The sequence below is a fragment of the Tumebacillus flagellatus genome (genome assembly GCF_000714935.1).
Lineage (GTDB): Bacteria > Bacillota > Bacilli > Tumebacillales > Tumebacillaceae > Tumebacillus > Tumebacillus flagellatus.
In genome coordinates this window covers 35,822-50,072 of sequence record NZ_JMIR01000018.1, presented here as the reverse complement: position 1 = coordinate 50,072, position 14,251 = coordinate 35,822, and the positions used below count along the sequence as shown (strand labels likewise).

At 55.0% G+C, this 14,251-nt stretch carries 10 protein-coding genes; 7 read left to right on the top strand and 3 right to left on the bottom strand.

From position 1 onward, the window contains the following. Positions 1-5 precede the first annotated feature (5 nt). From EL26_RS12915 to EL26_RS12885, 7 genes are all read left to right on the top strand, one after another. Entirely contained in the window at positions 6-566 is a 561-nt protein-coding gene (locus EL26_RS12915) for a hypothetical protein (RefSeq protein WP_038089412.1), read from the top strand. Positions 567-600: 34 nt separating this feature from the next. Beyond that, on the top strand, positions 601-1,122 hold the full coding sequence (locus EL26_RS12910) for a hypothetical protein (RefSeq protein WP_038089409.1): 522 nt from the start codon (positions 601-603) through the stop codon (positions 1,120-1,122). Positions 1,123-1,211: 89 nt separating this feature from the next. After that, complete coding sequence (locus EL26_RS12905; protein WP_038089405.1) at positions 1,212-2,291, top strand: hypothetical protein; 1,080 nt, start codon at positions 1,212-1,214, stop codon at positions 2,289-2,291. A gap of 59 nt (positions 2,292-2,350) precedes the next feature. Further along, complete coding sequence (locus EL26_RS12900; RefSeq protein ID WP_038089404.1) at positions 2,351-3,451, top strand: S-layer homology domain-containing protein; 1,101 nt, start codon at positions 2,351-2,353, stop codon at positions 3,449-3,451. 471 nt (positions 3,452-3,922) lie between these two features. Beyond that, a complete protein-coding gene (locus tag EL26_RS12895) occupies positions 3,923-6,892 on the top strand; it encodes a DUF5704 domain-containing protein (RefSeq protein WP_152559261.1) in 2,970 nt (989 codons plus the stop codon). A 133-nt stretch (positions 6,893-7,025) separates the two neighbouring features. After that, positions 7,026-8,309, top strand: coding sequence for a CpaE/TadZ family protein (locus EL26_RS12890; protein WP_038089401.1), 1,284 nt, complete (start codon positions 7,026-7,028; stop codon positions 8,307-8,309). Between the two features lie 14 nt (positions 8,310-8,323). Further along, positions 8,324-12,352, top strand: a complete 4,029-nt coding sequence (locus EL26_RS12885; RefSeq protein WP_038089398.1) for a type VII secretion protein EccC — start codon at positions 8,324-8,326, stop codon at positions 12,350-12,352. 91 nt (positions 12,353-12,443) lie between these two features. Here the strand turns inward: EL26_RS12885 and EL26_RS23800 are convergent, their stop codons facing one another. The 3 genes from EL26_RS23800 to EL26_RS12870 form a co-directional block, all read right to left on the bottom strand. Next, positions 12,444-13,334: a stalk domain-containing protein gene (locus EL26_RS23800; protein ID WP_052036326.1), complete on the bottom strand. Its 891-nt coding sequence runs from the start codon at positions 13,332-13,334 to the stop codon at positions 12,444-12,446. 94 nt (positions 13,335-13,428) lie between these two features. Next, positions 13,429-13,821: an EsaB/YukD family protein gene (locus EL26_RS12875; protein ID WP_038089395.1), complete on the bottom strand. Its 393-nt coding sequence runs from the start codon at positions 13,819-13,821 to the stop codon at positions 13,429-13,431. Positions 13,822-13,892: 71 nt separating this feature from the next. After that, a complete protein-coding gene (locus EL26_RS12870) occupies positions 13,893-14,189 on the bottom strand; it encodes a WXG100 family type VII secretion target (protein WP_038089393.1) in 297 nt (98 codons plus the stop codon). Between the last annotated feature and the right edge of the window lie 62 nt (positions 14,190-14,251).

The following is a 14,251-nucleotide window of genomic DNA, read 5'->3' as shown; positions in this document are numbered from 1 at the left end:
GAGGGATGGATTCAATTTCCAAAGTGTTTGCGTTGATTCTCGCCATCCTGTTGCTCTACTTCTATCCGATGTCGGAAGGGTATGAGCGCCAAGACGACATCTCGTATATGGTGGCGTTGAAGGCGGTCACCGAGTTTACCGATTCGGTGCGCAACAAGGGGTATATCACGCCGCAGATGTACAATGATTTTTTTGACGAGTTGCAGAAGACGGGCAATACGTTTGACGTCCAGATGGAGCGTCAGCAGAAGCGGTACGATCCGGTATATTCGGACACGACGCCGACCAAGCCGACCGCTTCGTTTCTAGGGTCTTACCAAGTGAACTACGAAGAGTTCTACACGCAGCAGATCATGGACGAGCTGTTCCCCGACGACCAAACGAAGGGGTTGGACGACCCGAGCCGCGTGTACAAGCTGAATGCAGGCGACTTCTTCAAGGTTACGGTGGTGAACACCAACAAAACAGCCGCCACGCTGTTGCGGGATTTCTTGAACAACGGCAGTTCGGAAACGGAGAGAATCGTCATCCCGTACGGCGGAATGGTCCTGAACGAAGATTACTAGAAAAAACAAGTAGGGGAAAAGGGGATACACAACGATGAGTAACGCTCAGAAAGCCTTGGTCATGGCGGCCGGGATCTTCCTCGCCATCGCGTTGATCACCATCGCGGTCGTGATGTTCATCTCGGCGCAAGAAGCGACGAAGAACGCGCAAGAGAACTTCTCCGGCATTCAACGCGAGCTGTCCGACACGTCGTTCACCGTATATGACGGCACGATCGTGTCCGGCTCGCAGGTTGTCAACGCGCTGCGCAAGTTCAACCAGCAAAAGCAGTTCGGGATTCTCGTCATTACCGGCCGCAACAAAACCACGACCACTTCGGGAACGACGACAAAGATTTCCGGCGGCACTTGGTACAACGGCGTGGTAGACGAAGATACTGGGGTTGTCTCGTATGATTCCACCACTTCTTCCACCAAACCGTCCAATTACTCGGACTTGAGCGAAGCGTTAAAGCAAGACCAAAAGACCTACATCAACCCGGCTGGCAAGTTCAATGCTTCCATCATCCGCGACAGCTCCAACGTCATTCATGGGTTGAAGTTTATCCAGCAATAATTGCATTTCCAACGATCTGTCGCTCCCTCCGCGTGAGGGGGCCACAGATTTTTTTAGGGGAAAAAACGAGAGGGGAGTGACGCCAAGACATGAAGATCACCAATTTTGCTATTATCGCCGTGTTGCTGATGCTGCCGTTTTTTGTGTTCAACGGGTGGCATGTCACCGCGCAGAAAGCGTCGCTCAACCTCGAAACCCGCTACAACGCAGCGGTCACGTCGGCGGTGCAAGACGGAGCCAAGGCGCTGACGTTCAACGAGAAGCAGGAGTTTGAAGCCGGATACGGGTCGCTCAAAAAGTACCGCGCCAACAAAGAGGCGGCGGTGGATGCGTTTTTGCATTCGCTGTTTTTGAGTTTTGACGCGCAGGACGAGGCGGCGCAAGGGACGCTATTGAGTTATATCCCGGCGGTGATGGTGGTGGACTTTGACGGCTACTATCTCTATGAGCCGCAGCAGTACCAAAACGCCGAGGGGGACCCGGAGTACAGGCACGTTTTTACTGAAAAGCGTCCGTGGGTGTTCACCGACTCCTCGAACAACTCGATCGGGTTTACGCTGGACGACACGGTGCAGGTGTTTGACCGTTTGCACAACCGTTGGGAGGAAGGCTCGCTCGACGACGTGGAGAAGAAAGTCAACGCCTCGTACTACCAGAATCCGCTGTACGGGTTTGCTTCCAAGGAGTTGCACACGTGGGCGACCGACCATGCGGCGTTTGACGCGTTTCGGCGCGAGACGATCGTCGGGGCGTTGCAGCAGGATTTGGAGAACGAGATCAACCGGTACAACGCGTATGCCAAGTCGCAAGGGATCGCATACACGTTCACGTTCCCGACGATCGACCAAGAGCAGTGGAACAACACGGTCGACGACATCGGGTTGCTGGCGTTCATCCAAGGGATTCCGATGGGGGACAAGTATTACAACAACTACGCCCTCGGCGGTGCGCGGATTGTAAAAAAAGACGCCATCGTCGGTGTGGTCGGGAAGTCGCCCGGACCGAAAGCAGGAAGGATGTACTACCTGCGGGAGAGCTGTCTGCCGCAATTCCACATGGAGCCGAACTACGAGCGCAAAGAGACGTTCACCGATGAAAAAGACGCCGCTTCGAAAGGGTACATGCCATGGACGTGCACGAACGGTCAAGCTGGGATTGAGGACTATTGAAATTGTGAGTGGAGTCTACTAAGATGGAGGCAACAGAGTACTAAATTGGAGGGATTTGGATGAAAAAGAGATGGAGCGCGGCAATGGCCGCGGTGTTGGCGGCGGGGGTTTTGACGACGGTGGGGAGTGCGACGCACGTTGCAACGGCGCACGCGGAAACCGGGAAGTACAAAGACGTGACCGACGACGCTTGGTTTGCTCCGGCGTTGAAAAGCTTTTCGTCGGTCGGTTTGATCAACGGCTATCCTGATGGGACGTTCCAACCGGACAACACGGTCACGCGGGCAGAGTTTTTGACGATTCTCTACAACATCGTGGATCGCCCAACGGCTGATGTGGACAGCGGTTTTACCGACGTTGCGGGGACGTGGTATGAGAAGCAGGTGAAGGTTGCAAGAGAAAAGCGCCTCTTTGACAACCTCGATTGGGGTACAACTTTTGACGCTGATAAACCGCTTACCCGTGGTGAGACGGTGGAGCTGATATGGAACTTGTGTGGATTTGACGGGTATCGAGGTGTGTATCCTGATAAAAAAATGTTCCCGCATTTCTTTGATTTTAATTCCGACTATCATTTTACGTTTAAAGACATCCGTCAAACACCGCAACAAGTTCGGGAGTTAATTGGGCAACTGGAAGGGTTCGGTGTTGTTCACGGTTTCCCGGATGGAACTTTTAAGTATACACAAACGGTTACTCGTGCAGAGGCAACTCTGATGCTGCAAACAACGCTTATGAAAGTGGGGTACCCAAAGTTTGTACCGGATGACAAGGTTTACTACAACAAAACCTCGAATGCAAACAACTTGGTTCCAAACGGGGACGGGACATACTCGTTCGGAAACATTTACGTAGACGAAAATTTGCGTCAAGGCTACACAGAAGCGGAAGTGCAACAGCATGTCCAAGCTTTTCTTCGGGCAAGAGTAACTTTGCAAGGCGATCAAGCAACAATTCAAGTTCCGGATACCGGCACGGACTCGTTGTATTGGTATGTGGGGACTGATGATACAAATCAAAAAAAGGGTCAAGGACCTTTTAGTGTAAACTCTCTAAATAGTGATCATATCGGCATTGCCTATGTGAATCATAACAATGCAAAGGTATATATGATCGCGACACTTAGATATAAAAACGGGGTTTGGTCAGTAGAGTACTAAAATGCAGGAGAGGAATAATTAAATATGAAGTATTTCTTGGCGATCATGGCTTTTCTGGTTTGCTCACTGGTCATGATAACCGAAGCTCTTGCTGTTACGTTAAATCCAAGTGTACCGGATGGTTATTACGGTCAAGGTCAAGGGATAAGTCCGGGATATATTGTGCCAGTAACTTCTACAAAAACCGGAGATGTTCTCACGTTCGCTGATCTAGATAAGCAAGGGATTCATGGTGGTACAGATATATACTGGGACGCCGAGAAAATCACTGCCCAGTTGGTTTTTGGATACGCATTGTTCCCCGACCAAACAACAGGTCGCTTTTTGCATTTTGATGATGAGGCGAAAACAACGGACAACGGGTATCTGGTTCTCTCGTATCGTGATATCGACAGCTGGATTTCAAAAATGGGCGGGAACCCACAGTTTGCTAGAAACAAGATCAAAAGCGATATTGGTCTCGCTTCACCTTTGAAAGATAAAAGTAACTCTTGGGAAGTTATCCACCTCCCTTTATTACTCGCCTACTGCGGCGGCAACATCCGCTACTACGAGGGAGCCTCTTCCAACCGCTTCCTCGTCCAATACGACTCGATCTACAACCGTCAATCCGCATTCCCTCTGTTTTCCGTCTACCCAACCCCCGCTCCCGACAGCTCGATTACGCTGAGCAGCAACGATGTCCAAGCGGGCGACAGCATCTCGATCAGCCGGGTTGCCAAAACGTACGCAGCCTACACACGGGCGCACTACGAGAGCGTCTACGTCACCGACCCGGACGGCAATCTGATCACCGATCTCGTCGGCAACGGAACCGACTTCCCGTACAACGACGAAACCGGCGAACCCTATGCCCAAAAAATCGACTGCGGCAGCGACAACTGCGACGGGTCGTGGTCGGCGACTGACCCGCACGTTTTTAACGAGTCCGACACGCTTCAAACCGGAGACGATTGGAAGGAAGGCACGTACACCGTGCACTTCGTCCTCTACGACGGAGTCGCGCGCGCCTCCAAAAGCGGAACCAACGGCGAAGTAACGGCTACCTTCAAGATTCACAATCTTCCGTTGCCTCCCCAAGACCCGCCGCAAACCAACTCCGACATGACCACGACTCCTGTCGGTGAAGTCAAAGCAGACTCGGCCTCTCCAACCGGCGAGAAATTCGATGTCAAACAGGGCATTCCGACCTCTGAATACTTGTACACGAAAGTCAACTCCAAGGAATACTTGTTCCGCTACAGCTTCGAACAAGTCGTCGGGCAAAAAACCTACAAAGTGCACTTCAAAAAAACGTACATCATTCCGCCGCCCGACCCGGTTCCCAATCCGGACGGTACGATGCCGCCACCCGGTGAGCCGAAAACCGTGCCTAAGGACCAGACCATCACAGTAAAACGCAACTTCTCCTACTGGGTCATCAAACAATTGGAAGTCTACAAGATCAAACAGGCGGATGTGAACAATTACGCCCTCGACGTGCCGCAAAAAGTGACGATTCCGCCGGACTATACCATCAGCATGGATGTGTCGCACTCGGATGACGAGCGCCAGCATCTGCAGATGTCTCCGGCTGATCCCAGTCAAGAAATCCCGCATGATTACGGCACCGTTACATTGAGTCCGGGTGAGTCGCCGCCTGCGGACGAGGGCTGGAACGCGATCGCCGAAGCGGACGTCGCGCAGATCACATGTAAGAACGATTCTCTCAACTTCAACGACAACGGTGTCAGCAAATTGATCATGGACGATACACCCGTCCAGCAACCGCAAAGCACGCCGAAACCGGGCAAAATTGACATCGCCAAGATGACAGCAGACCCCGTGATGTACAAAAATCAAATTCACATCCCGGACACGCTGCCGAACCAAGCCCGCACTTCTATCACGGGCAAAGTCACGTATGAAAAAGTCGACGGCAGTTTCACCAACAACCCGCCGACTCCGTTTGACATCAAGTTCGATAACCAATGGGTCACCGTCCACACTCCGGTCGTCAACCCGTCCTACTCGACGGACGACTGGCAGCACAACCAAAAAACACACGCGACGCCCGGCGTCAGCGCGATGATCCTCGACCGGCCGTTCCACGTCTACATGCCGACCGTCGCCGAACATTTGGAAATCCCCGGCTACCGCACCCGCGACTACAGCAAGTACACGAAGAAGCGGCAAGTCCGGTTTCCGTTTGACGTGTTTCCGGCGGACGGCATCCAACCGATCCTCGCCCGCACCTGGATCGACATCTACTCCGACGATACCCTGTTCCAGATGCCCGTCTGGGTGGACGAGCGCGCCGATTACCAAGTGGAATTCCGCGAGATTGCCATCAACGCATCCAGCGACAACGCCGCCTCGCAGACCTACGCCAACACCGACCTGAGCAATTACGTCGCCTACAAATCAATCCCCGTCGAAGTGATCGGACGACTCTACGACTTTCGCATCACCGACGTGGCGGACTACAACTGGCAATACGTCTTCCGCCAAAGCGACGGCGTTTCGCCTACAGGCGCCAAGTATTGGATCGGCTATCAAAACATCGACGGCAACCCGCGCGGCAATACCTACCCGTACCGTTTGCCGATCCTGCCCGGCAGTTCGCCGCTCGCAGGCTATGACAACACCGCGGTCAAAACCGGCTACCACTTCAAATTCGAACTGAAAACCAAAGGCAATATGTTCAGCATCGACGACGGCATCCGGATCACGCCCAGTTTCTTTTTTATCAAACGTGACGGTTCCGGAGGGCGTATCCCGGTCGACCTCTACTACCGCACCAACGAGCAGCAGTTCGTTCAGGTCGGCTCCACGGACGACAAAGTCCAGCGCTACGTCGTGCTCAACGACCCGCTGCGCAACGTCAACCAAACGGCGATCACCGACACGGCGAATTACTACTTCGACCATTACAATACGAAATACACCAACCGTCAGTCCTACGTGGATCAATACCTCTACGCGGCCGGCAAGAAGACGCTCGCCGGCAACTACTCCCTGTTGGAGCTGACCGCACCGTTGCGCACGTTTGATCCGCCGGCGAAGTATTACACCGCCAGCGTCGACGCTCAGCGGCAGTACGCGTCCGTCCAGCACTGGTACGGAGAATACTCCCTGCCCGCCGCGCCGTACGTGGTGCCAGCGGGAACCAAACTCTGGGCGCAAGGACCGCTGAACGACCATTCGAAAGTCTTCCTGCATGACGGGTACATCATCGTCAACTTCAACATCGAGTCGATCCAGCACGCCGACATCAACCACCCGCACCTGCAATACATTCACGGGGAAAAAATGAACCAATGGTCGATGGAAGGCTTCACCTCCTCGGCAACCAACAAATACGGCAAGCCGTACCCGTTCCCGCTCGACTACGGCGACGTGGTGTTCTACGACGCCGACAAATCGTCACGGGACGACTTCGGCTCCAATGTCACGCACTAAAAAATGCACTCGGCCCGCGCGGTCGGGTGTTTTTTTTCGTCAAAGAGGTGACTATTTTTGGTATAATAAAACTTACTTGGGAAATAGATTAACGCCCATTACACAGCCGCAATGAAGGTAAGGGGATACACAGATGAAAATTTTATTCGCTTTCGGTTCCGCCCCGTTGGGCCAGAAGCTGCAAACCTTCCTGCCGTACCCCGTCCTCGAATGGAGCGACAACCTCCAGTCCGAGGCGGACCTGCAGGCTCAGTTGTCCGCCGGCCGTTGTGAGTTGCTGATCCTCGACCCGACGCTTCGCTGGTCGCAGGAAGCCAACGAACTCGCGCATCGCTACGGCGTCGAAGTCTTGCTGTTCTACGGAGACCTGCGCGACACCGCCAACCAGGTCGTGCGCCGCATCGCTCCGTTGCTGCAGGCCCAGAACGAACCGCTTGAACCGGTTCGTCCCCAACTTCCCGACGAGGACGAGCACGAAGGCCCGGTCCGCATCATCGAGAAGGAAAAAATCGTCGAAGTCGAAAAAATCATCGAAAAAGAGCGCATCGTCGAACGCGAAATCAAAGTCGCCGTCCCCGTGCACTCCTACGTTTCGATGCAGAGCAAAGTCTGTATGTTCTTAAGTCTTACGCCGCGGGCGGGCGCGACGTTTCTTACGACGAGCCTCGCCACCGCCATCGCCAACCGCTCGCTGCATTGCACGCTGGTCGAACATCCGGGCAACCGCCCGACGCTGTACGACCACTTAAACGTCGCCGAGCTCATGCCGGACTACAAACCGCCATTTCACGTTTTGGAATACGGCCTCTTGAAAAAAGAATCCGAACTGCTCTACGAAGGCATCGCGATGTACCTCAACCACCCGCAGCTGCCCAACGGCGAAGTGTCCGCCGAAGAGATCATGAAGCTGGTGTACGAGCTGCGGCACTCGCCGTTTATTTTTTACGATGCGTCGTTTTCGCAGGAGGGGTTTGACGCCGATATTTTTGAGGAATTCGATACCGTGTTCCTCGTCGTCGACCCCGACCCGGTGCTGCTGCAACGCTTGATGCCGCCGTCCGACGGCGCGCCGCCCACCGAGGAGTATCTGCTGATTCGCGACCTGCTTCACGCCGAGGCGCGCGGAGACTTGCAGGTACACGTCGTCGTCAACAAGTACAACGCCGGCGTCGACCAGAAACTGCTCTGGCAGTGCCTCCCGAAAAAACCGCTCGCCACCATTCCGGCGCAATCCTTGAAACACCTCTACCGTGCCGCTTGGGAAGCGCGGTTGATCGACGTGGACGATGAGCTCGACGGCGCGCTGATGCCGATCCTTGAACTGCTCGTGCCGGAGAACTTCCTGCGCACGACGCTGGAGGAAGAGCGCACGCAAGCGGGCGGCAAAGGATTGTTCGGCCGCTTGTTCAAGAAGTGAGACAGGAGGACGTTATGAACGGAATTCAATACTACAGACCCGCACGCACCTATCCGGAACCGTTGCCCAAGGACGACGTGAAGATCGTCGCGCCGCCGCCGCTGCAACCGCCGAGCAAGAACGGGCTGATCATGTCGATCATCACGGCCGGCTTGACCATGACCTCGGCGTACATCATGTCGACCGTCTACCACAATGCGACGATGGCGTTTGCCGCCTCCATCATGGCGGCGATCTCGATCATCACCGCGATCGTCCAAGTGGTCATGCAGAAGAAGAACCGCATGTCCCAACAGCGCTCCGTCAAGAAAAAGTACGTGAACTACCTCGACGAACAGCATGACAAGTTGGAAAAGCTCTCCCTTCGTCAAAAAAGCTACTACGACACGCTCTTCCCGGCACCGGAGCAGTTGCTGAAGTTTGTCCAGCAGCGCGAACGGATCTGGGAGCGCAACCGCAGCGACGAGGACTTTTTGACCGTGTCGATGGGGCGCGGCCCGGTGCCGCTGTCGTGCAAAGCGAAGTTGGAGATGGACGAGAACCCGTTTACCGAGTATGACAAGAACTTGATCTACCGGGCGAAGTCGCTCGTCACCAAATTTGAGCTGATCGAGAACGCGCCGATCGAATTGCCGCTCAAAGACCTCGGGTCGCTGGCGATTCGCGGCAAACGCCACATGATCCAAGAGATGGCGCGCGCTCTGCTCACCCAAGTCGCCGTGTTCCACGCGCCGGAAGATGTGCAGATGTTCGTCTACTTCACCAAGGAAGTCGAGCAGCAGTGGCAATGGTTCAAGTGGCTCCCGCACGGCCGCCGTCCCCGCTCCACCAAGAAATTGCCGGGCGGCACCCCGCTTTGCTACATGGCGGGCAACGCGATGGAGTTCCACCAGATGTTTAATGAAGAAATTCTGCCGCGCATCGTGCAGGTCAAGAAAAACCGTGAAGAACGCAAAAACCAACCGGCAGGACCGCTCGGCCCGCATCAAATCCTCGTGTTGGACGGCATCGACATCAACACGCTGATTTCGCAGTCGTCGGAGCTTGCCGAACTGTTCAACTCGGCGGCGGAAGCGGGCATCACCGTGCTTTCGCTGGTCGACGGACGCTACTCGATCCCGCAGGCGTTTGCGTCCCGCGTGCATGTGGGCGAAGAGGGCGAGTTCACGTTTGAAGAGATGGCGTTTGGCGGTCGTCGTGCGGAAGGCAAGCAGGCGGAACGTCTGTCGCTGGTCACTTCGGACGGCATCGCGCGCGGGTTGGCGCCGTTCGTCCAGAGTGAAAAAGCGTCGCAGATCTCGCTTGCCGACCTCGTCAAGATGACCGACCTGCTGAACATTCGTTCGGCGGCGCACGTCGACCCGGCGGCGACTTGGCAAGCGAAGCCGCGTGAGTTGGTGATGCGCGCTCCGATCGGGATGCGCGTCGACGGGCAGCCGGTCATCGTCGACTTGAAGGAAGCGGCCGACAACGGGATGGGGGTACACGGTCTCGTCATCGGGGCGACCGGTTCCGGTAAGTCGGAGCTCTTGCGCTCGTTGGTGGTCGGTCTTGCCGTCAACAACGACGCGGAGATGTTGAACTTCATCTTCGTTGACTTCAAAGGCGGCGCGGCGTTTGCCGACCTCGCCAACCTGCCGCACGCGGCGGGGATGATCACCAACCTCGAAGGCGACGGTTCGATGATCGACCGCTTCTACCAATCGTTGCTCGGCGAGATGGATCGCCGTCAGCGCATGCTGCGCGAGGCGGGCAACCTCGACAACGTGAAGCAGTATCAAAACAAACGCGCTTCGAATCCGTTTATGGAACCGTTGCCGTACCTCGTCGTCGTCATCGACGAATTCGGCGAGTTGTTGGCGGCACAGCCGGAGTTTACCGATCTGTTTGTCAAGATCGGGCGGATCGGACGAAGCATCGGGATTCATCTGTTGTTTGCGACACAGCGTTTGGAAGAGGGCCGATTGAAAGGGCTGGAGACGCACCTGCGTTACCGCATCTGTCTGCGGACGTTCTCGGAAGCGGAGTCCCGCACGGTCATCGGCACGCCGGACGCGTTCTATCTGCCGTCGTATCCGGGGGTCGGTTATCTCAAAGTCGACACGCACATCTACGACCTGTTCAAAACGGCGTCCGTATCGGGGCCGTACACGCCGATCTCCGACCGACCGGAAGCGGCGGTGCAGATCGGGGAGTTCAACGCGTCGGGCCGCATCGTGGAGTTCCAACTGCCGGGGATGACCGTAGTGGCGGCGACCAAGGAGAAGCGTTCCGACGGACGTACGGAGATGGAAGTGATCATCGAGCGGTTGGTGGATCACGCCAAGAAGCTCGGGCAGGACGTGCACCAAGTATGGGTGGACCCGCTGGATCGCAACTTGACGCTCGACGGCGTGTTGAAGCCGCAGCCGTTTTTGCAGACGTTGTTCAGCACGGGGAACTACCCGTTCTTCAACGGCACGGAGTGGCCGACGCGACCGGTGCGCACTTTATTGAAGGTTCCGGTCGGGGTTTTGGATTTGCCGTTGCAGCAGGCGCAAGAGCCGCTGATTTTGGATTTCCTCGGCAACGAGGGGCACTTGGCGATCGTCGGGGCGCCGCAGAGCGGGAAATCGACGTTCTTGAAGACGATCATCACGGCGTTCATGGCGACGCACAAGCCGTCGGACGCGCAGTTTTACGTGATCGACCTCGGCGGCGGTCTGCTTCGTCCGCTGCAAGCGGCTCCGCATGTCGGGACGGTGTACGGCAAAGCGGACAAAGACAAGTTCCCGATCATGATCCGCCAAGTGCACGGCTTGATCGACGAGCGGGAGCAGTTGTTCCGCCAGCACGGGATCGACACGATGCACACGTTCCGCGAGCGCCGCGCCAACGGGGAGTTTTTGGATCAGCCGGGCGATGTGTTCTTGGTGATCGACGACATTGCGCAGTTGCAGGCGGAGAACTTTGAACTGGTGGACAACGAAGTGACCGAGTTGGTCACGACGGGTCTGAACTACGGGATTCACGTCATCCTCGCGTCGAACCGCTGGGCGGACTTGCGGATGAAGATTCGCGACAACATCACGGGTCGGTTGGAGTTGCGCCTCAACGAGCCGAACGACTCCGAAGTGAACCGGGCGGCGCAGAAGGTGATGCCGCGCGACATCGCGGGTCGCGGTGTGGGGCGTGAGGGTTTCTACTTCCAAGTCGCACTGCCGCGCTTGGATGTGACGGGCGACACGGCTCCGGATGCGTTTGTAAACGCGACGGTCGACGCGTGGAAAGGGCCGAAGGTGCAGCCGATTCGGATTCTGCCGCTGCAAATTCGCCAAAGCGAAGTGGAAGCGGAGCAGCTGCAAGGCAAAGCGATTCCGTTCGGGATTGAGGAGTCGCGGCTGGACGTGGTATCGTGGGACCCGATGGGCAACGAGCCGCACTTCATGGTGTACGGCGACGGCGAGACCGGCAAGACGTCGTTCCTGCGGCAGTTCATGCGCGGGATGATGGCGCGGTACACGCCGGAGCAGGTGCAGTTCTTGGTGATCGACTTCCGCCGGATGATGTTTGAGTTTGTGAATGATCCGGAGGTCAAGCCGTATATCAAGAACTACGCGTGGTCGGCGCAGATGCTCAACGACCCGGTGTTCGCGTTGCGCGGGGAACTCGATCCGCGGATTTCGCAAGCGGCGCTGTCCCCGAATCCCAAGGAAGGCTGGAGCGGACCGCATTACTTCCTGATCCTCGACGACTACGAAGTGGTGTCGGCTGCGATGGGCAACCCGATCACGCAGTTGGCGGATTACCTGCTGCAAGCGCGGGATATCGGGTTCCACACGGTGCTGGCAAGACGCGTCGGCGGGTCGTCGCGGAGCTTTGACAACTTCCCGACGCGCTTGAAGGAGATGAGCACGCCGGGGGTGATCTTGGCGGGGGATCCGAACGAAGGCTTTATTCTCGGGAACCAGCGGGCGATGCTGTTCCCGCCGGGACGCGGGTTCTTGGTGAGACGGAATCAGAAGAACAAGCAAGTGCAGTTGTTTATGGAAGAGAGCGAGTAGAAAAAGCACCCCCTTTCACTAATCGTAGTGGAAGGGGGTGCTTTTTTTAGATTGAAACCTGACCCAAACCGTGCGCAGGGAAGTTTCCTGTCTAGCGGAATTTAATCGATACAGTTTTGGAGCCTGCCGATTCTTTGTAGTTATCCGAATAGACCGCCGTCATGAGCCAGTCAAACGAATTCAAGCTATTGAGGTCACCTGCGACTTTGTCAATGAAAACAAATTTATGTTTCTCGCCCGGTTGATAGTCGCTTTCTTGTTGTGAGTTGTCCGTAAAAATGCCCCAGGGGATATATTTGTTTTCGTTACCCGCAATCGTAAACCCGCCAAGTCTAGCACTGTGAGATACATGTACTTTGGAAATGTTCGTGTATTCTACTTCCATGGCAAGGGATTTATACATAGAATCAGGATACTGATCCCCATATTTATCAAACTGTGGGTCAAGGGCGACTTTCAATACCTTCATTTGAATGGGACCATTTGTAAAGGTTTGGTTCACGTCATAGAAAGTGGCACCGCTAGAGAATTTATAGTTCGAATACTGACCGAGAACCGGGATCGGGGAAGTAGTAGTGCCGACGTGCCCGGAAGAACCGCCAGTGTTTGTCGTACCACCATTGTTCGTAGTACCGCCGTTCGAGTTGCTCGTACCACCGCCACCCGGAGTCAGATCACCAAACGGGCTGCTGGAGTTCGAAGACTGGCCCTTGGTTTTAAACGTGATGGTTTGTGTGTTCTCATCCCAGTACACGTCCGAGTTGAGGTTTTCCGCGACGAAGCGAGCCGGAACGTAGGTGTGGTCTTGGTAAGAAAGGACCGCATAGCCGTCCGGTAGCGGCTTTTGCGTGCCGTTGAAGTTGAAGACGACGGAAGTCAATGCTGCTTGCACGCTGCCGCCTGCAAAGACCGGAATGGAAGTCGTGACAGCTGCACCGATGATGATGCCTGTGACCAGTTGCTTGTAGTTTTTGATACCCATGTTACTATCACCCTTATCTGTAAGAATTACCCTCGTTATAAATATACAAAACTATCAGGGTTAAGTGCAAGGGGATTTTTCTTTGAGTAAAGTGTTACTTTTTTCTCTTAAACATCGAGGTGAGGGATGAGGTCGCTTTTTTCAGGACGAGCAGTTTGTTCTCGTTGGGCAGAGAAAGCTCTCCCTCGATTTCCGGCAACGGATTTGAGTATTGGGAGCTTGGTTGCAGGAGGAGGATCGTGCCTTCGAGGATTCCGTAATCAAACAGTTTGTTGTTCGGGTCCAGTTTTTGGCCGCCTTTGATCCCGATTGTCCATTCAGAGGGTGTACTCGGAGCACCCGGCAACGTCAGGCGAGGGTGTTGGATCAACAGGGGCAACATCGTGGAGATGGCAACATCTCCGGAAAGTTCTACATCAACCGAGCCGTTCAAGCCTTCTAAAGTGACGAGAAGCGGCGGGGCGGACTTTTCAAGGGCAAGGGACATAAATTTCTAGTACCTCCTTGGTGAAATAAAAAAGGCCGTACCAGAGAAGCTGGCACTGGCCGTAAAATACATTAGCGCAGGTTAAAGGCGTTTTGAACCGCACCTTCTGTGTCGGCGTATACTTGCGCCGATTTGGTAGTCGCCTGATGGAATTTTTGAAGGGCATCCATCATTTGGTCATAGCCACTCTTCCACTCTTGATACCAGCCTTGGAAAGCTTGGGATGCATCACCACCCCATACATCTTGCAACCTCTGAACTTGGTTCGTAACTTGGGTGTAGATCGTGGTGATGTCACCATGAGATTTTTCCATAAAGTTCGCTGCGCCAATAAGTTCACTCGTTGTTACGTTAAACTTTCTATCCATTTTGACTCCTCCTAAGCCATTGAGTGGACGTCAATTGATTATTACGGTAATAACCATTTTGA

Coding starts and splice junctions, on each gene's coding strand:
- EL26_RS12915 (WP_038089412.1), top strand. CDS start 6: ATGGATTCAATTTCCAAAGTGTTTGCGTTGATTCTCGCCATCCTGTTG.
- EL26_RS12910 (WP_038089409.1), top strand. CDS start 601: ATGAGTAACGCTCAGAAAGCCTTGGTCATGGCGGCCGGGATCTTCCTC.
- EL26_RS12890 (WP_038089401.1), top strand. CDS start 7,026: ATGAAAATTTTATTCGCTTTCGGTTCCGCCCCGTTGGGCCAGAAGCTG.
- EL26_RS12900 (WP_038089404.1), top strand. CDS start 2,351: ATGAAAAAGAGATGGAGCGCGGCAATGGCCGCGGTGTTGGCGGCGGGG.
- EL26_RS23800 (WP_052036326.1), bottom strand. CDS start 13,334: ATGGGTATCAAAAACTACAAGCAACTGGTCACAGGCATCATCATCGGT.
- EL26_RS12885 (WP_038089398.1), top strand. CDS start 8,324: ATGAACGGAATTCAATACTACAGACCCGCACGCACCTATCCGGAACCG.
- EL26_RS12905 (WP_038089405.1), top strand. CDS start 1,212: ATGAAGATCACCAATTTTGCTATTATCGCCGTGTTGCTGATGCTGCCG.
- EL26_RS12870 (WP_038089393.1), bottom strand. CDS start 14,189: ATGGATAGAAAGTTTAACGTAACAACGAGTGAACTTATTGGCGCAGCG.
- EL26_RS12875 (WP_038089395.1), bottom strand. CDS start 13,821: ATGTCCCTTGCCCTTGAAAAGTCCGCCCCGCCGCTTCTCGTCACTTTA.